This window comes from Pseudoalteromonas luteoviolacea (assembly GCF_001750165.1).
Taxonomy (GTDB): domain Bacteria; phylum Pseudomonadota; class Gammaproteobacteria; order Enterobacterales; family Alteromonadaceae; genus Pseudoalteromonas; species Pseudoalteromonas luteoviolacea_G.
Map to the genome: position 1 here is coordinate 968,973 of NZ_CP015411.1, position 18,106 is coordinate 987,078.

The 18,106-nt window shown below is 43.0% G+C and carries 15 protein-coding genes and 2 tRNA genes; 13 read left to right on the plus strand and 4 right to left on the minus strand.

Annotated features, from left to right (window positions below; all coding sequences use genetic code 11):
- Positions 1–24: 24 nt before the first annotated feature.
- Complete coding sequence (locus S4054249_RS04060) at positions 25–1,158, plus strand: response regulator (RefSeq protein WP_046356958.1); 1,134 nt, start codon at positions 25–27, stop codon at positions 1,156–1,158.
- A gap of 17 nt (positions 1,159–1,175) precedes the next feature.
- Here the strand turns inward: S4054249_RS04060 and queG are convergent, their stop codons facing one another.
- A complete protein-coding gene (queG, locus tag S4054249_RS04065) occupies positions 1,176–2,312 on the minus strand; it encodes a tRNA epoxyqueuosine(34) reductase QueG (RefSeq protein ID WP_419555212.1) in 1,137 nt (378 codons plus the stop codon).
- Positions 2,313–2,315: 3 nt separating this feature from the next.
- Here queG and S4054249_RS04070 point away from each other — a divergent pair, with 3 nt between their 5' ends.
- From S4054249_RS04070 to S4054249_RS04120, 11 genes are all read left to right on the plus strand, one after another.
- Positions 2,316–3,803, plus strand: a complete 1,488-nt coding sequence (locus tag S4054249_RS04070; protein ID WP_046356957.1) for a bifunctional ADP-dependent NAD(P)H-hydrate dehydratase/NAD(P)H-hydrate epimerase — start codon at positions 2,316–2,318, stop codon at positions 3,801–3,803.
- On the plus strand, positions 3,800–4,276 hold the full coding sequence (gene tsaE, locus S4054249_RS04075; protein ID WP_046356956.1) for a tRNA (adenosine(37)-N6)-threonylcarbamoyltransferase complex ATPase subunit type 1 TsaE: 477 nt from the start codon (positions 3,800–3,802) through the stop codon (positions 4,274–4,276). Before S4054249_RS04070 ends, tsaE begins: the two co-directional genes overlap by 4 nt.
- Positions 4,269–5,609, plus strand: a complete 1,341-nt coding sequence (locus S4054249_RS04080; protein ID WP_046356955.1) for an N-acetylmuramoyl-L-alanine amidase — start codon at positions 4,269–4,271, stop codon at positions 5,607–5,609. Before tsaE ends, S4054249_RS04080 begins: the two co-directional genes overlap by 8 nt.
- A gap of 2 nt (positions 5,610–5,611) precedes the next feature.
- On the plus strand, positions 5,612–7,528 hold the full coding sequence (mutL, locus tag S4054249_RS04085; protein WP_063881469.1) for a DNA mismatch repair endonuclease MutL: 1,917 nt from the start codon (positions 5,612–5,614) through the stop codon (positions 7,526–7,528).
- A gap of 1 nt (position 7,529) precedes the next feature.
- A complete protein-coding gene (gene miaA, locus S4054249_RS04090; protein ID WP_080928456.1) occupies positions 7,530–8,447 on the plus strand; it encodes a tRNA (adenosine(37)-N6)-dimethylallyltransferase MiaA in 918 nt (305 codons plus the stop codon).
- A gap of 77 nt (positions 8,448–8,524) precedes the next feature.
- Positions 8,525–8,788 carry an RNA chaperone Hfq gene (gene hfq, locus S4054249_RS04095; protein WP_023399904.1) on the plus strand — a complete coding sequence of 88 codons (264 nt, stop codon included), beginning with the start codon at positions 8,525–8,527 and terminating at the stop codon, positions 8,786–8,788.
- 21 nt (positions 8,789–8,809) lie between these two features.
- Entirely contained in the window at positions 8,810–10,099 is a 1,290-nt protein-coding gene (gene hflX / locus S4054249_RS04100; RefSeq protein WP_046357995.1) for a ribosome rescue GTPase HflX, read from the plus strand.
- Positions 10,100–10,190: 91 nt separating this feature from the next.
- Entirely contained in the window at positions 10,191–11,354 is a 1,164-nt protein-coding gene (gene hflK / locus S4054249_RS04105) for an FtsH protease activity modulator HflK (protein WP_046357994.1), read from the plus strand.
- A 3-nt stretch (positions 11,355–11,357) separates the two neighbouring features.
- Positions 11,358–12,236, plus strand: coding sequence for a protease modulator HflC (hflC, locus tag S4054249_RS04110; protein WP_046357993.1), 879 nt, complete (start codon positions 11,358–11,360; stop codon positions 12,234–12,236).
- A gap of 185 nt (positions 12,237–12,421) precedes the next feature.
- Positions 12,422–13,738, plus strand: a complete 1,317-nt coding sequence (locus tag S4054249_RS04115; RefSeq protein WP_046357992.1) for an adenylosuccinate synthase — start codon at positions 12,422–12,424, stop codon at positions 13,736–13,738.
- A gap of 118 nt (positions 13,739–13,856) precedes the next feature.
- Entirely contained in the window at positions 13,857–14,480 is a 624-nt protein-coding gene (locus tag S4054249_RS04120; RefSeq protein ID WP_046357991.1) for a tetratricopeptide repeat protein, read from the plus strand.
- Between the two features lie 9 nt (positions 14,481–14,489).
- On the opposite strand, the gene S4054249_RS04125 is transcribed toward S4054249_RS04120, so the two are convergent.
- The gene (locus tag S4054249_RS04125) at positions 14,490–16,346 is read right to left on the minus strand and encodes a cation:proton antiporter (RefSeq protein ID WP_046357990.1); all 1,857 of its coding nucleotides are present in this window, start codon (positions 16,344–16,346) and stop codon (positions 14,490–14,492) included.
- 268 nt (positions 16,347–16,614) lie between these two features.
- Between S4054249_RS04125 and S4054249_RS04130 the strand changes: the two genes are divergently transcribed.
- On the plus strand, positions 16,615–17,862 hold the full coding sequence (locus tag S4054249_RS04130) for a glutamate-5-semialdehyde dehydrogenase (RefSeq protein WP_046357989.1): 1,248 nt from the start codon (positions 16,615–16,617) through the stop codon (positions 17,860–17,862).
- 5 nt (positions 17,863–17,867) lie between these two features.
- On the opposite strand, the gene S4054249_RS04135 is transcribed toward S4054249_RS04130, so the two are convergent.
- A tRNA-Ala gene (locus S4054249_RS04135) sits at positions 17,868–17,943 on the minus strand.
- Between the two features lie 30 nt (positions 17,944–17,973).
- Positions 17,974–18,049, minus strand: a tRNA-Ala gene (locus S4054249_RS04140).
- Positions 18,050–18,106: the final 57 nt, after the last annotated feature.

Genomic DNA, 18,106 nt, shown 5'->3' on the forward strand with positions numbered 1-18,106 from the left:
GACAGTGCACAAGGAACTTAAATTATGGCATTACAACGTATTTTAGCAGTGGATGATGAACCGTTTAACCTCGAAATCATAGAAGAAATCTTGGAAGACCTAGACTTTGAAATTCAAACAGCAACCAGTGGTCAAGAGTGCCTTGAAGTCGTAGAGTCTTTTGATCCCCAAGTGATATTACTCGATGTGAGCATGCCCCAAATGAGCGGCTATGAAGTATGTAAAGCCATTAAAGCAAATCCGAGCTTGAGCCATATTATTGTGATGTTTGTATCCGCACGCGGCTCGGTTGAGGAGCGTATGGAAGGGTACTCCGTGGGGGCGGAAGATTATATAGTGAAGCCTTTTGGTCACAGTGAACTAAAAGCTAAGTTGCTCCATTTAGGCCAAATGCTGTTAGAAAAGGATATATTAGAGCAGCAAATCGAAGACGCGACGACAACTGCTTTTAGCGCGATGGCAACCAGCAGTGAAATGGGGCAGATAGTAAATTTTGTAGAACAGGTCGGGACGATTCAAGATGTACCAGAATTGGCGAATGCGCTGATAAGCTGTCTAGCAAACTTTGGGTTAAGTTGTAACGTTGAAATGCGTGTCGATAGTGAAAATTTGCACTTTGCTACAGCGGGTCTGTGTTCACCAATCGTGATTGAGCTATTTGAAATCCTGCACTCCAAAGGCAGATTGCATGAGTTTACAAACAGAATATTAGTTAATTATGAGTTATTAAGCGTATTGATATTAAATATGCCTTCTGATGATCCAGATAAGCATGGACGGATCCGTGACCACATTTGTTTTATTGTCAGTGTGACTGAGCAACAACTACTATCTATTTTGACAAAAAATACCCTGATCAACCAACAGCGAGAATTGAATGGTGCAATAAAAACCATCCACAGTAAGTTTACGGGGTTGTTATCAATGCTTAATAATAATCGATCTCAAAATGAAGCCATTTTTAAGCGATTGCAAGAGCTATTTGAAGCACGTATTCCGTCTATGGGGTTGGACGAAGATCAGGAAGTTTTTATTTTCACCCATATTGATCAGGCGATTCAAAGTTCGGTAGCGAGAGAAGAAGCGATAGCACAAGTAAAAGATGCCTTTGCTGAGATAGAACACGATCTATGTAATTTGACTACGGATGAAAATTAGCAAAGGCGAGATGCTGATCAGGCATCTCTAGGCAAGCCTTTTTCTACGATACGAATGAGGCGCGCCTTCTTACGCTCATCATGCTGTTTGAGATGTTGTTGCGCGATAGCCCAATGTATGTGCTCTTGCACTAATTCACTCACATGGGGTAGCTTTTCATTTAGCGCGGTGACTATCTGCTCATGATAGTTTGCATTGCCAAGGCCAACTGCGAGGTTGCGTTGCCAGCGTTCGTGCCCAATGCGCCTTATTGGACTGCCCTCAGTATTTTTTAAAAATGTCGCTTCATCCCAGGCAAATAACTCAAGTAACTCTCTATCTTTGAGCGTTTTTCTAGGATGGAAATCAGCTTCTTCAGTTAATTGGCCAAAACGATTCCATGGGCAGACAAGTTGGCAGTCGTCACAACCATAAATACGGTTGCCTAGTAATGAGCGAAACTCTTCCGGTATGGCCCCTTGCAGTTCAATAGTAAGGTAAGAAATGCAGCGTCTAGCATCAACGACATAAGGCTCTACGATTGCACCGGTTGGACATAAGCTGATACATGCGTTGCATTTGCCACACCCTTCTTCAACTTTTTTTTCATCCGCTGGAAGAGGAAGGTCGACAAATAGCTCACCAAGAAAAAACCAGGAACCAGCTTGTTTGTGGATAAGCAGGCTATTTTTACCACGCCATCCAAGACCTGCTTTTTCAGCTATTTGTCTTTCAAGGACTGGAGCTGAGTCGACGAAGGGACGAAAACCATATTGTCCAACTTCTTGTTCTATTCGCTGTCCGAGTTTTTTGAGTCGATTACGCAGTACTTTGTGATAATCACGTCCAAGTGCGTAGCGACTGATATAGGCGGTAGTACTATTTTTTAGAGCGCGTGCAAAACTGGCATCAGGCGGGAGATAGTTCATTTTTACTGAGACAATACTTTTTGTACCTGGCACCAATTCGGCTGGGCGAGCGCGTTTCATACCATGCGCCGCCATATAGTCCATCTCTCCGTGATACCCCATATCTAACCATCGTTGAAGTTGCTGTTCATGTTCACTGAGGTCAATATCGGTGATCCCGACTTCTGAAAACCCTAATTCTTTGCCCCAACACTTAATTTTTTCGGCAAGTTCAGTATAGTTAATAGTAGAGATGGCTTTATTCACGGAATGTCTATTTTGCAAGGTCAATACACCCATAATTTACCACAAATTGCTTATTGCGCCCAAGAAGTAAAGCTGCATGAAGAGCAAGCCGCTTTAAATTCAGGTACCACGCTTAGCGAATTAATGCAGCGAGCAGGCCATGCTTTGTTTGAGTTAACGCGCGATAAATCGGTGAAAAATATTTTGATTTTTACTGGTAAAGGAAATAACGCAGGCGATGGCTTTATGCTTGCAAAACGTTGTTTACATGCGCAAATTCACGTCACTGTATGTGCACTGTTTGAACCTTCTTTACTGAAAGGGGATGCGGCAGAAGCTTATCAACTGTTTTTCCGCAGCGGTGGTCGCGTTGTGTCGCTACGCTCGTGTATTGACGGTAAATACGATGCAATTGTCGATGCCGTATTTGGCAACGGGTTTAGAGGAGAATTACCCGAACAAGTTAAAGAAGCATTTAATCACTTTAAATCCAGTAAGGCATGGAAATTAGCTGTAGATATTCCCAGTGGAGTCAACGGCACCACAGCAGAAGTATCTCCCTGTAGCTTTCAAGCAGATACTACACTGACTTTTATTGCGCTAAAACAAGGCATGTTAACGGGTAATGCTCGTCACTTATGCGGCGAATTGTTACTGGCTGATTTAGGGATCGCCTATGCATTTGCGGACCTTTCTCACACTAATTGCTGTTACCCTGGAGGGAAATATTTACGCACATTACGTCCAATTCGCGCAGCTGATAGCTATAAAAATCAATGTGGACATGTGTTATTGATTGGAGGGGGGAAAGGGATGGCGGGAGCCATAAGGCTCGCTGCTGAGGCATGTTTACGGACCGGAGCCGGATTGGTGAGCGTTGCGACGCACCCTGAAAACCAAGCCGCAGTGTTACATGGGCGCTATGAATTGATGGTTCATGGTGTTGCTGTCACCACAGAGTTGGATACGCTGCTCAATAAAGCGGATGTAGTGGTCATAGGCCCTGGGCTTGGCCAAGATGCTTGGGCTAAAAAAATGTATAAAGCAGTTAAGGAGTATAAGGGCTTAGTTGTCTGTGATGCGGATGGCCTTAACTTGCTTGCTCAATCGCATTTGCCATGGCATCGTGCGATATTAACCCCCCACTTTGGAGAGGCTAAGCGTCTACTGGGTGAGCCAACAGTAAATACCTCAAAGCGATTTGAATTGGCTGAACAGCTAAGCAAAGAGTATGCGGCTTGTATCGTGTTAAAAGGACCTGGAAGTCTAATTGTTGATGGTAAAAGGGTAAATATTAACCGCTCAGGATGCTCAGCGATGGCCAGTGCTGGGATGGGTGATGTATTATCTGGTATAATCGCGGGCTTATTAGCACAGGGCTTGAGCCGGTTTGAAGCGGCAACGCTAGGTGTGTATATTCATGGCCTTGCAGCGGAGCAAGCAGCTCGCGATGGGCAACTTGGTATGTTAGCAAGTGATTTATTTGACCATATTAGAGGTATTATGGGATGAGCCAGAACAGTACTTTAACGTTTCCTTTAGCCAATGAAGAAGCGACCGTTGAACTAGGTAAAAAACTGGCATCTTCAATTGTAGAAGGTGCGGTATTTTATATGCACGGTGATCTAGGTGCTGGTAAAACCACCATGACTCGTGGCATTGTGCAGGGGCTTGGGCACACAGGTAATGTCAAAAGCCCAACTTATACATTGGTAGAACCATACGAATTACCGATGAAGTCGGTATATCATTTTGATTTATATCGCTTAGGTGATCCTGAAGAACTCGAGTTTATGGGGATCCGTGATTACTTCGCTACAAATGCGGTATGTATTGTAGAGTGGCCAGAGAAGGGGGGAGGATTTATTCCCGAACCTGATATGGATATTTACCTTGCCTACCATGGAAATGCCAGAGAGGTGACGTTAAAAGCACATAGCGAACGTGGGTTACAGGTATTATCAACTATCAGTAGTTATGCGTAGTGTTACTATTAAATACAGCCATTTAATTACAATGTTTGTGCTGCTGATGTTTGCGGCACAAACATTTGCAAAAAATACCATAAAAAATGTGCGGATCAGCCCCTCTGCTGAAAGTACACGTGTGGTATTCGATTTATCAAAAAAACCAGAGTTCAGCTATTTTGTATTGCAAAAACCGCTGCGACTAGTAGTGGATTTTGAAAATACCAAGCGCCTGCCTAAATTGCCCGCCATCCCTAGACAACATCGCCTTATTAAAAAAATACGTTATAGCTCACCCAAAAAGCGCAACAGTACACGTGTCGTTTTTGAACTGGGACGCCCGACAAAGCCAGTAATTTTTGCGTTGGCCCCAACAGGTAAGAGCTCAGATAGGCTTGTGGTTGATCTCTATGGGCAAAAAAAGCCGCCAGCCTCTAAAAAGGTAAGTACCAAACGCAACCTGAAGCGCGATAGAGACATTATCATCGCGATTGATGCAGGTCATGGCGGTCAAGATCCAGGATCTATTGGCCCAACTGGCACCTATGAGAAACATATAACATTACAAATAGCAAAGCGCCTCGAGAGGTTGATAAACAAACAACCGGGTATGCAGGCGCAGCTAACCCGTTCTGGTGACTACTTTTTAAAACTCAATACACGTACAGCCAAAGCGAGAAAGAAACGTGCTGACTTTTTTGTCTCTATTCATGCCGACGCATTTTCTAGTCCACGACCAAGGGGGGCATCAGTATGGACGTTGTCATTGCGTCGTGCCAATTCAGAAATTGGTAAATGGTTGGAAAATAGGGAAAAACAGTCTCAATTACTCGGTGGCGCAGCAGGAGTTATCAAAGACACTGCAAATGAAAAGTATCTTGCTAAGACATTATTAGATATGTCGATGGATCACTCCATGAAAACGGGTTTTCAAGTGGCTGAAAAAGTCGTAAATGAGTTGCAAAAAGTGGCTAAGTTACATAAAAAGCGTCCACAAGCTGCTAATTTTGGTGTATTAAAGTCGCCAGATATCCCTTCTATACTGGTTGAAACGGGGTTTATTTCTAATCCTCAAGAAGAAAAGCAATTAAAAACGGGGTATCATCAGCAGCGCTTGGCTAATGCTGTTTTTGTTGCAATTAAGCGTTATTACCAACAAAATCCTCCCGATGATTCATTATTTGCTCGATTAAAAGAGAAAAAGCCTTTGCAGCATAAGGTGAAGCGAGGGGAGTCTCTCAGTGTGGTTGCAGCGAGATATGGCACCACTATATCGGCACTAAAACGCGCCAACCGGTTGAAAAATAATATTTTACATGTTGGTCAAGTTTTGACTATTCCCAAGGCATAAAGATGGCAATTGAGATATTACCCGCAAGGCTGGCCAACCAAATAGCAGCTGGTGAAGTTGTGGAGCGCCCAGCTTCTGTTGTGAAAGAATTGGTAGAAAACAGCATTGATGCAGGGGCCACGCGGATCCAAGTTGAGATTGAGCGCGGGGGGCACAAGTTAATCCGTATTCGAGATAATGGTTCTGGTATTTATAAAGATGAACTAGCGCTGGCCTTATCGCGACATGCCACCAGTAAACTTAAAAATTTAGATGATTTGGAAGCGATTGCTTCTTTGGGCTTTAGAGGTGAAGCTTTGGCTTCAATTAGCTCTGTATCTAGGCTCACTTTAAGCTCGAAACCTGAATCACAAGATACGGCTTGGCAAGCCTGTGCCGAAGGACGTGATATGGCTGTGCAAGTGCAGCCGACAGCTCACCCCAACGGTACCACGATCGAAGTTAAAGATTTGTTTTTTAACACACCAGCTCGAAGAAAGTTTTTGCGTACCGAAAAAACAGAGTTTAGTCATATCGACGAGTTGGTAAAACGCATCGCTTTAAGTCGCTTTGATATTGCGATAACACTGACACACAATCAAAAAGTAGTACGTCAATACCGAGCGAAACAAGACCCCCGCTGTATTGAGCGTGTAGCGCAAGTTGCTGGTAGAGTATTTCAACGCGAAGCGAGCTTTATTGAATCTGGCTATGAAGGTTTGGAGTTATACGGTTGGGTGTTACCTCTTGGTAGCAATACTCAACCACAATACACCTATGTTAACGGCCGGATGATGCGCGACAAATTGATCTTGCATGCTATTAGACAGGCCTTTGAAGAAGCGACTGGTAGTCCAGAAACGCCTGGGTTTGTGATTTATTTAGAGTTAGATCCTAGGCAAGTTGATGTCAATGTACACCCAGCAAAGCATGAAGTTAGGTTTCATCAAGCTCGCTTAGTTCATGACTTTATTGTTCAGGCGGTCAAACAGGTTGTAGAGCCAAACAGATCCGTGTTGTCATACACAGAAGAAGTGATTCAAACTGAGCCAAATATGGTGGTATGTGAGCCGAGCGCAGAGCAAAATCAATTGGATCAGCATCAATCGTATCGAACACCGCTTAGACATGAGTCCGCAGCGGTGGCACCTTCGTCGATGTCATCCACAAGTGTAACTTCTTTTCACGATAGCAATACAAGTGACTTTGGCGGCCACTCTAGTCGTTCACATAAAGCAGCATCACGAAATCGCTTAGATTCAGCTACAGGTCAGACAAAACAGGTTAATGTAAACCAACTTTATCAAGCTTTCACAACTGAGTCTAACAACCGTCCTATTGAAAGCTCAAGTGCAGAACAAAGTACGCCTCATATTGATATAGATAAAGAGCAGCGTGTCGAACAAACGTCTTGGATGCCGCTTCCTGACGGAGCCGTGTTATTGCAACATACAGAGACTTTGATGGTTGGTCATACACGTGACGGTCTTTCTGTTATGTGGCAAGAGCAAATAGAAACGGATGGAACGCTTTTGGGGAAAGCACTGTTGTTGCCTGTAAGAGTAAATCAATCTCAGGAAGAGTCTGCAGTAATAGAGCGAGTTAATTCATGGTTGACTCTACTTGGTTTTGATCTCACTTTTCAGGACGCCCATGTGATGGTGAAAAAGTTGCCCGTAAGCTTGTATAGTTTAGATGTCGGTCAATGTATGGCGCGTTTGTTAGAGACCTGCAATGACAGCCAAAACAATATGGACAATCTTCGCTTTTGGGTTGACTGGTTGTTGAAAAATACACCGAAAGGGTATTTTAACTCGCAACATTTTTTGAAAGTGCGTGAAAAAATGCTAAAAAAACAAAAAAGCAGAGCAGCAATTATGGCAAAAGCCGTTAAAATAGAGCCAAGTTATATTTTAGATTTATTACCAAAAGGGTATTAGTTTGCATAATAAACCCGTCATCACGCTAATGGGGCCAACAGCTGCTGGTAAAACAGCGTTAGCTATAGAGCTATGTAAGCATCTAGATACTGAAATTATCAGTGTGGACTCTGCACTAGTATATAAGGGGATGGATGTTGGCACCGCGAAGCCTGACTGTCATGAGCTTGCACAGGCGCCACATCACTTAATAGATTTGATCGATCCCCGAGAGAGTTATTCGGTTGCGGATTTTCGCCGTGACGCCATTGTGCTTATTGATAAGCTTCATGCGCAGGGGAAAGTACCAGTATTGGTCGGTGGTACAATGATGTACTTCAAGGGGTTAATTGAAGGGCTATCTCCTTTACCTGAAGCGTCTGAAGATGTCCGTGCACAGCTTGAAAAAGAGGCGGCAGAAAAAGGTTGGCAGGCGCTTCACGCTGAATTAACTAAGATCGACCCAGATGCAGCTGCGAAAATATCTGAAAATGATTCGCAGCGAATAAATCGAGCAATCGAAGTGTACCGTATAACAGGAAAGCCCATGTCGTTATTGCAAAAGCAAAAACAACCTGAGCTACCTTATACTTTCTATCAATTTGCCATTGCTCCAAATGATCGTAAAATACTACATGAGCGAATTGAGAAAAGATTTAAAATAATGCTCGAACAAGGGTTTAAAAACGAAGTTTTGGCCTTATATCATCGAGATGATTTACATCCTGATTTGCCGTCAATCCGTTGCGTTGGATATCGACAAATGTGGGAGCATTTAAGCGGTGAATGCGATTACGATGAAATGGTATTCAGAGGTATTGCCGCTACCAGACAACTTGCAAAGCGACAGTTGACCTGGCTTCGTAGTTGGCCAAATGTAACTTGGCTAGAGACCGGAGAGCAAGAAAACTTGCAACGAATTTTAAGTTCGCTAAGCTAGTAGTAGTTGAACCATTAATTTGTTTTGATTTATTCAACTAACTCAACATAATAACACCTAGAACGAAGGATAAGAAAATGGCAAAAGGCCAATCGTTACAAGACCCGTTTTTGAATGTCTTGCGTCGTGAGCGCATTCCAGTTTCAATTTTTTTAGTTAACGGCATCAAATTACAAGGCAAAATCCAGTCTTTTGACCAATTTGTAATTTTACTCGAAAATACTGTGAACCAAATGGTTTACAAACATGCTATCTCAACAGTTGTTCCTGCAAGAGCTGTCAATTTCCAAAATACACAAGGAAATGAAGGCGCAGAGCAAAGCGAAGATGGAAATTTTTAATAGATATTAGGAGCATATTGCTTGTTTGACCGTTATGAAGCCGGCGAACAGGCAGTCTTAGTGCACATAGAGTTTCCTAACGAAGGAGATCGTGAAGATCTGCAAGAATTGGAAATGCTAGTATCTTCTGCTGGTGTTAGTAGCGTGGCGGTTGTGCAAGGCAGCCGTCAAGCACCACACCCCAAACTATTTGTTGGTACAGGTAAAGCAGAAGAAATTGCCGAGATTGTCAGAACTTATAAAGCAGACGTCATTATATTTAATCACCAACTCAGTCCTTCTCAAGAGCGAAATTTAGAGCATATTTGTCGATGCCGCGTGTTGGATAGAACGACACTGATTTTAGATATCTTTGCGCAACGCGCGAGGACGCATGAAGGTAAGTTGCAGGTTGAGCTGGCTCAGCTGAGACATATTTCAACGCGCTTGATCAGAGGATGGACACACTTAGAAAGACAAAAAGGCGGTATTGGTTTACGTGGCCCTGGTGAAACACAGTTAGAAACAGACCGTCGATTACTTAGAGAGCGAATTAAGAGTATTCGAAAGCGGCTTGATAAAGTAGCTGTTGTTCGGGAGCAGGGGCGCAGAGCTAGAAGCCGTAATGAAATACCAACTGTGTCTTTAGTTGGTTATACCAATGCGGGTAAGTCCACGTTGTTTAACCAAATTACGAATTCTGACGTCTATGCTGCCGATCAGCTATTCGCAACGCTAGATCCAACGCTGCGTAAACTCGAAATAGCAGATGTTGGTCCTATTATTTTAGCTGACACTGTTGGTTTTATAAGGCATTTACCCCATGACCTGGTTGCGGCGTTTAAAGCAACATTGACTGAAACACGGGAAGCAGATTTACAGCTTCATGTCGTTGATGTGGCAGATCAGAGAAGAAAAGAAAATATAGAGCAGGTACAATCGGTTTTAGAAGAAATTGAAGCTGATGAGATCCCTCAACTGTTGGTCTATAACAAGATAGATTTAGTTGAAGAGATACAGCCAAAGATCGATCGAGATGAAAACGGCGTACCAATTAGAGTGTGGCTATCAGCACAGGCAAATATTGGTATAGAGCTGCTGTCGCAAGCAATTTCAGAGTTACTTGCGAAAAAAATGTTTTGCAATCAACTGATTGTACCGCCTGCTTTTGGTAAGTTGCGTGGCGCACTGTTCAATCTGAATGCAGTGTGTGAGGAAAGCTATGATGAGCGAGGTAATTGGTTGCTTGATGTACGATTACCACAAGCTGATTGGGAGCGCCTGAAAAAAGACCAAGGGCCGGAAATAGAACGGTTTATTGCTCAAGATTGAAAAAAATACTAATTCGACCTAATTCGCTATAAGAATTCGGCAAATTTTGTTAGATTTAATTTAATTCATTTTATAACAATGGAGTATAGCTATGGCCTGGAACGAACCGGGTAATAATGGCAATGATAACGACCCGTGGAAAAATCGCGGTGGACGGGATCAAGGGCCACCAGATCTGGACGAGGTATTCCGCAAGTTTAACAACAAGTTCGGTGGGATATTTGGCGGCAAGCCAGGAAATAATAAAAATGGGCTTGGTGGTGCAGGGATCACCTTCATTTTCATCATCGCTTTAATTGTATGGGCATTGAGTGGTATTTACACCGTTAAAGAAGCTGAACGAGGTATTGTACTTCAGTTTGGTCAATTTGATCGTATCGCTGAGCCTGGTTTACGTTGGAAAATGACCTTCATTGAGCGCGTAATTCCAATTGATATTGAAGCAGTTCGTTCATTATCAGCATCAGGCTTTATGCTGACTGAAGATGAAAACGTAGTTAGCGTTGAATTTGAAGTTCAGTACCGTGTAGTTGACCCGACTTTGTATCGCTTCAGTGTCACTGATGCTGATCACAGTCTACAACAAGCATTGGATAGTGCACTACGTTACGTTGTGGGCCACTCTCGCATGGACCAGGTACTGACAACAGGTCGTGAGCTTGTGCGTCAGCGTACGTGGGATGAACTTAATGAAATTATAGAACCTTATAACCTTGGTTTAATCGTCACAGACGTTAACTTTAAAGACTCTCGTCCACCTGCTGAAGTGAAAGATGCGTTTGACGATGCTATTGCAGCACAAGAAGATGAACAGCGTTTTATCCGTGAAGCAGAGGCTTATGCAAGAGAGATTGAACCAAGAGCACGTGGTCGAGTAACGCGTATGACTCAAGAAGCTGAAGGTTACAAAGAACGTATTTTGCTTGAAGCGCAAGGTGAGGTGGCTCGTTTTGAAAAGCTTTTACCTGAATATGCATCGGCAAAGCAAGTTACACGTGAGCGTTTATATATAGAAGCGATGGAAGAAGTCTTAGGGCGTAGCTCTAAGGTTATTGTTGACGTAAAAGGCGGCAATAACATGATGTACTTACCTTTGGATAAGATCATGCAGCAATCTCAATCATCGTCACCTGTTACTCTGCCAAGTCGAAATGACATTAACCAGTTACGTCAATCTCTGGGTCAGTCTCAAAATAGCAGTGTGAATAGTAGTAGTGATAGATTTTCACAAGATCGTTTTAACAGCGGGAGATAATTGATGAGAAATTTTGGTTTTATCTTTTTGATACTTCTCGCCCTGTTAGGGTTCTCTTCAGTCTTTGTGGTGACTGAGGGGCAAAGAGCGATTGTATTATTATTCAGTAAGGTACAAAAAGACAGTTCAGATAACGCAGTCGTGTATGAGCCAGGTTTACACCTTAAAGTGCCTTTCTTTAGCCAAGTTCGTCACTTAGATGCGCGTATTCAAACATTAGATGGTGCGCCTGACCGCTTTGTAACAAGTGAGAAAAAAGACCTTATCGTTGACTCTTATGTCAAGTGGCGTGTAAGTGATTTTTCTAACTACTATTTACGTGCGCGTGGTGATAAGCAGTATGCTGAAACACTACTCAAGCAGAAAGTGAACAACGGTCTAAGAACAAACTTTGGTTCTCGTACAATTAAAGAAATTGTGTCTGGTGAACGTAGCGAGCTGATGGCAGAAGCGTTGGTTCAGGCATCTGAGAGTGCACAAGAACTCGGTATTGAAGTATTGGATGTACGTGTGAAGCAGATTAACTTACCGAATGAAGTAAGTAACTCCATCTTCCAACGTATGCGCGCTGAGCGTACCGCTGTTGCCAAAGAGCACCGCTCTGAAGGTCAAGAGAAAGCTGAGACGATCCGTGCAGAGGTTGACCGTCGTGTAACGGTTATGCTTGCAGACGCTGAGCGTAATGCGCGAACTGTACGAGGTGAGGGTGATGCTGAAGCTGCAAATATTTATGCGCAAGCTTACAACAAAGACCCTGAGTTCTTCAGTTTTGTGCGTTCTTTAGAAGCGTACAAGAAAACCTTCACAAGCAAGAGTGATGTGATGGTACTTTCTCCGGACAGTGAGTTCTTTGATTACATGAAGCAAAAAGAAAGTAAGTAACCTTTTTGCTTATCATGTTACTTAGATGGAACAAAAAGCCCGCAATTAGTCGGGCTTTTTTGTATTTATTTCAAACGGTTTTATCTAATATCAAAATGACTGAAGAAAAATCATTCGAAACAGGGTGATTTTCACCTCCCTTTTCTGGTAAAATCTGCGCCTAATTTTTTCTAAGTGATATTGCAATGGGTAAAAACGTCGTTGTATTAGGCACCCAATGGGGTGACGAAGGTAAAGGTAAGGTTGTAGACCTACTAACGGATAAGGCTTCTTTAGTTGTACGCTATCAAGGCGGACACAACGCAGGCCATACTTTGGTAATTAATGGTGAGAAAACTGTATTACACCTAATTCCATCAGGTATTTTACGTGATAACGTAAAGTGTGTGATCGGTAACGGCGTAGTATTGGCACCAGATGCGTTAATGCGAGAAGTGAAAATGCTTGAAGAGCGTGGCGTACCAGTGCGCGATCGTCTTCTTATCAGTGAAGCTTGTCCTCTAATTCTTCCTTACCATGTTGCGCTAGACCAAGCGCGTGAACTTGCACGTGGCAACAAAGCAATCGGTACAACTGGTCGTGGTATCGGTCCAGCTTACGAAGATAAAGTTGCGCGTCGTGGCCTTCGTGTTGGCGACCTATTCAACCCTGAGCAATTCGCTGCAAAGCTTAAAGAAGTGATTGAATACCACAACTTCTCACTAGAGCATTATTACAAAGTTGAACCAGTTGACTTCCAGAAGACATACGATGATGCGATGGAAATTGCAGAGATCCTTAAGTCAATGGTTGTTGATGTTACTGAGCTGCTTGACCAGACTCGTGAAAAAGGTGACAACATCTTATTCGAAGGTGCGCAAGGTACATTGCTTGATATTGACCACGGTACATACCCGTATGTTACATCTTCGAACACAACGGCAGGTGGTGTAGCAACAGGTGCTGGTTTTGGTCCTCTAAACCTAGACTATGTACTTGGTATTGTTAAAGCTTACACAACACGTGTAGGTTCAGGTCCTTTCCCAACTGAGCTTTACGATGGTCTAGATAAGCAAGATCCAGTTGGTAAGCACTTAGGTGAAAAAGGTCATGAGTTTGGTGCAACGACAGGTCGTTTGCGTCGTACTGGTTGGTTTGATGCAGTTGCGATGCGCCGTGCAGTACAAATCAACAGTATCACAGGCTTTTGTTTAACAAAGCTAGATGTACTTGATGGCATTGAGACAATTAAGATTTGTACGGGTTACCAGCTTGAAGATGGCACAGTGACTAACGTGACGCCATTGGCAGCTGAAGGTTACGAGAAAGTAACGCCAGTATATGAAGAGATGCCAGGTTGGAGCGAAAATACATTCGGTGCAACTTCTGTTGAGCAGCTTCCAGAAGCAGCAATCAACTACATCAAACGCTTAGAAGAAATTACCGGTGTACCGATTGATATCATTTCAACAGGTCCTGACCGTGTAGAGACGATGATTGTTCGCAACCCATTCGGCGAATAATTAAAGTTTAGAAAAAGCTGCTACGGCAGCTTTTTTTGTGCCTAGTGTATGCTCAGAACGATAATTTGGTATGCTTTTTGTATTCATATTATGAGATTCCAAATAATTGCCAAGTATTATGACTAAAACTCTTCGATTATCTTTATTGCTGTTGGGCTTCTCTCTTACAGGCCAGCTTGTTGCGAACGAACAAATTGAAGCTGTACCTTTATATACCCAAGATGAGTTGATTACTTTAATCAACAATAATAAACATTTACAGCGAGTAAAAGACGACGATTGCCAGTTAGTACAGGATATTGAAGCACGAGCGGAAATCATGGGCTTGCCTTCGTATCAATTCTTGTATGGCGATATGTTAGCGTATGCTGTGTGTGTTGACCGTGACGTAGAGTTAGGTTTGTATTACATGCGCCAGGCTGCGCAGCAAGGCTTAGCCGCAGCACTTGAGCAATTGGGCCGATACTATGATGTTGGGCAGCTTGTACAAGCTGACAAGTCTATGGCGATAGTGTATTTACGCGAAGCGGCAGCGTTAGGTAATCTAAATGCTCAGTTGCGTTTGGTCGGGTTATTTAACCAAGGGTTTGGTAGCCCTAGAGATTATGAAGATGCTTATCGTTGGTTATTTCATGCCGTTGTTGCAGATAAAGAAATCCACAAGCAAATAGAAATGTCATTGGCCAAGTTGGCAAAAAAAATGCCCGAGAGTGTTATCAAACGGGCGAGAATGCTTAACTAGGCTACTTGTTTAGCTATTGAGCTTTTCTCCAATAGATGTCTCTCTGTTCGTTGTATCTTTTAAGATGGACATTTTTGGTGGTTGTAGAGCCAAAATTCTGTCACCTTGTTCCGGCAGCTTTTTATCTTCAGATGTAAAGGGCCTGATTGAAAGCGGATCGTCCTCTTTTTTTTGCTCAGAAATAATAAACAAGGGAATTGCCTCTTTATTTACTTCTAAATATTGCTCCCAGCTAAACTCCTCTGACAATCGAGTTGCACTGACTTTGCCACCTTTTGCCATTAAACTGCTCAGTTTGGCATAGTTGCCGGTATCACCAAACAATATTTGACGAGATAAAAAGGTCGCACTGTCCTTATTAGCTTTTGCATGGTTAGTTGAAGACTTTAGTGAGTAAACGCTTTGCTCATCAAGCAGGTGAGAAAAGTATTGCACGCCTAATGCGTTATGATGTCTGTTGGGTGATAAAGCTAATACAGAATGAAGGCTGGTTAGCGGCAAATAGCGCTCAGCATGCTCTGACTGTGGGTTTCCATAATAACAGGGTAGACCATCCATTCGCGCCATTTTGCAGTTTTCCCAGGCTGGATCGGATAAATAGACATCAATATTCTGCTCTTTTAGTCCGCATGCAATGGCTCTGGCTACATGATTGGCTCCAATGATGAGTAACGTACTTGGACTGGGTTGCCTAACGCCAAGCAAGCGGGCTAATGGTGTCGCTGTGAGACTCTGTAGAATGACGGTTACTATGATGACGGTAAAGATTAAAGGCACGATTTGTACGGCATCTGGGTGGCCTGATTGGGCCATACTGAGTGCGAAGACGGATCCGACAGCAGCCGCAACGATACCTCGAGGGGCAATCCAAGCAAGCATGAGCCGTGACTTAAAAGGGATATCGCTATTAAATGTCGATACAGCGATACTCAAAGGTCGTGCAACAAACAGTACAACGGCCAAAAACCAAAAAATACCACTGTCTAGCATCATCAGTTCTTCAAGTTTTAAGCGTGCTGCAAGTAAAATGAACAGACTAGAAATTAATATCATCGACAAGTCTTCTTTAAACTCAAGCACTGCGTCAATTTCCAAATCATCCTGATTGGCAAGCCATATGCCAAAGATAGTGACCGCAAGCAGCCCTGACTCATGACTTAAATGATTGGATAGTGTAAAACTCATCAGTACCAAAGCTAATATGCCAAATTTGTGTAATTCAAAAGGCAGCCATTCTTTGCGGATAATAAAACTAGTAAACCAGCCTGCGATAATGCCAACACTCAGGCCCACGCCGAGGGTTGATAACAAAGCCATAAGGGTATGGCTGAATACGCCATCTTTATCAACTAAGCTAACAGCTTCAAATACCAAAACAGCGAATAAAGCGCCAATAGGATCGATGACGATACCTTCCCAACGTAGAATTCGGTCAATATCTTTCGTTGGGCGCATGGCGTTTAGCATTGGCGCGATCACAGTGGGTCCTGTGACAACTAATACAGCACCCAGCACAGCCGCCACTGGCCAATCAAGTTCAAGTACATAGATAGCGCAAGCTGTAATAATGATAAATGTGGTTAGCATGCCGATTGAGCATAGGTTCCTGACAACCTTACCGATCCCTTTTAGCTCGCGAAAATGAAGTGTTAAAGAGCCCTCAAAGAGAATGATGGCCACAGATAAAGAGACGACAGGAAAGAGTAAGTCTCCAAGTAGCTGATCTGGGTCTAATACGCCTGAAACTGGTCCTAGTAACAGACCAGTCAATAATAAAAATAAGATTGCAGGTACTTTAGCAACCCATGCTAGCCATTGGGCAAATACAGAAAATATGGCAATCGCGGCAATATAGATAGCCGACATAAACTCTCCAGCTTAGTTAGCTCAATGAATATTAGTATAGTGTTAGCTTCGTTATATCATAGTAAATAAGTCAAAAAAGAGAATAAGCTGTTAAAAGTTCGCTGTTTTTTCGCTTTTTTTAGGTTGTTCTAATGGTTTAGAAAGCAATTGGTTGGGCGTCATTTAAGCAATATTCACTTTACCCTCAGCTTTGAACATGCGTATTATCATTGGGTATGTGATGGGGTTTTACACATACACTCAAGAATGAGGAATGAGGGGACATAAAATGACGTTAATCACAAATTTAGCAAAGAATGCAGCAAGTGCTGCGAAAAAACTCGCGATATTGGATACTGAGCAGAAAAATATCATTTTAAATGCAATGGCTTGTGAAATTAGAGCAAGTAAGTATGAAATTCAACAAGCCAATGAGCTAGATCTACAAGCGGCTAGTGAAAATAACTTGTCTGCAGCAATGATAGATCGCCTCACTTTAAGCCCTGCACGTATTGAAGATATGGCATCCGGGCTAGAAGACGTCGCGCAGTTACCAGATCCAGTAGGAGGAAAACGAATACTAGGTAAACAAGCAAGTGGCATAGAAGTTCAAAAAATGCGTGTACCACTCGGTGTTATTTGCATGATTTATGAAGCAAGACCAAACGTAACCGCTGATGCGGGAGCTTTATGTTTTAAGTCAGGTAATGGCGTTATTCTGCGTGGTGGTAAAGAAGCGTTAAATAGCTCACTTGCGATTGCTCAAGTAATGCACAAGGTCCTTGATGAATACGGTTTACCTAAAGAGTTGATTACGGTGGTACCCGATCCAGATAGAGCCCTTCTGCTAGAACTGATGGCACAAAAAGAGTACATAGATCTCGTGATCCCTCGTGGCGGTGAAGGGCTGATTGAATTTGTAACGACACATAGTGCTATTCCTGTGATTCAACACTTCAAAGGGGTGTGCCATTTATACGTTGATAAGGACGCCGATCTCGATATGGCGATCGCGCTTTTACTGAATGGTAAAACTCAAAGAACAGGCGTGTGTAATGCATTAGAGGGATTGTTGGTTCATCAATCTATTGCTCGAGAGTTTTTACCAAAGGTACGAGACGTATTAAGCCAAGCTGGTGTACAGGTGCATGCTTGCCAATCTGCTTCAGCGTATTTTAGCTGCGTAAATACCTTAGCAGATGATCAATTTGGTCAAGAATATTTAGGACTGGAAATTGCCATTCGCATAGTCGAAGATTTAACTGGTGCCCTGGCGCATATTGATCAATTTGGCAGTCACCATACTGAAGTCATTTGCACTGACTCACCACAAGCGGCACTACAATTTCAAACACAAGTTGATGCTTCTGTTGTGATGGTGAACGCGTCTTCTCGATTCAGTGATGGTGGTCAGTTAGGGTTAGGTGCAGAAATTGGCATAGCAACAACTAAGTTACACGCATATGGTCCAATGGGTCTTGAGTCTTTGACGACGGAAAAATACTTAGTAAATGGATTTGGAAATATAAGAACGTAGTAAAGTGGTGGAGCTAAGCAGGATCGAACTGCTGACCTCCTGCGTGCAAGGCAGGCGCTCTCCCAGCTGAGCTATAGCCCCACTTTATTTGGGAATGTCAAAAAGAAAAATTGGTGGAGCTAAGCAGGATCGAACTGCTGACCTCCTGCGTGCAAGGCAGGCGCTCTCCCAGCTGAGCTATAGCCCCAACATGTCTTTTGGACGAGGCGAAATTTAAAGACTTTTGCGCTTCGCGTCAAGTTTT

Bases quoted from the DNA above. Each gene is read 5' to 3' on its own strand.
- S4054249_RS04060 (WP_046356958.1), top strand. From the start codon at position 25: ATGGCATTACAACGTATTTTAGCAGTGGATGATGAACCGTTTAACCTC.
- S4054249_RS04070 (WP_046356957.1), top strand. From the start codon at position 2,316: ATGTCTATTTTGCAAGGTCAATACACCCATAATTTACCACAAATTGCT.
- tsaE (WP_046356956.1), top strand. From the start codon at position 3,800: ATGAGCCAGAACAGTACTTTAACGTTTCCTTTAGCCAATGAAGAAGCG.
- S4054249_RS04080 (WP_046356955.1), top strand. From the start codon at position 4,269: ATGCGTAGTGTTACTATTAAATACAGCCATTTAATTACAATGTTTGTG.
- mutL (WP_063881469.1), top strand. From the start codon at position 5,612: ATGGCAATTGAGATATTACCCGCAAGGCTGGCCAACCAAATAGCAGCT.
- hfq (WP_023399904.1), top strand. From the start codon at position 8,525: ATGGCAAAAGGCCAATCGTTACAAGACCCGTTTTTGAATGTCTTGCGT.
- hflK (WP_046357994.1), top strand. From the start codon at position 10,191: ATGGCCTGGAACGAACCGGGTAATAATGGCAATGATAACGACCCGTGG.
- hflC (WP_046357993.1), top strand. From the start codon at position 11,358: ATGAGAAATTTTGGTTTTATCTTTTTGATACTTCTCGCCCTGTTAGGG.
- S4054249_RS04115 (WP_046357992.1), top strand. From the start codon at position 12,422: ATGGGTAAAAACGTCGTTGTATTAGGCACCCAATGGGGTGACGAAGGT.
- S4054249_RS04120 (WP_046357991.1), top strand. From the start codon at position 13,857: ATGACTAAAACTCTTCGATTATCTTTATTGCTGTTGGGCTTCTCTCTT.
- S4054249_RS04125 (WP_046357990.1), bottom strand. From the start codon at position 16,346: ATGTCGGCTATCTATATTGCCGCGATTGCCATATTTTCTGTATTTGCC.
- S4054249_RS04130 (WP_046357989.1), top strand. From the start codon at position 16,615: ATGACGTTAATCACAAATTTAGCAAAGAATGCAGCAAGTGCTGCGAAA.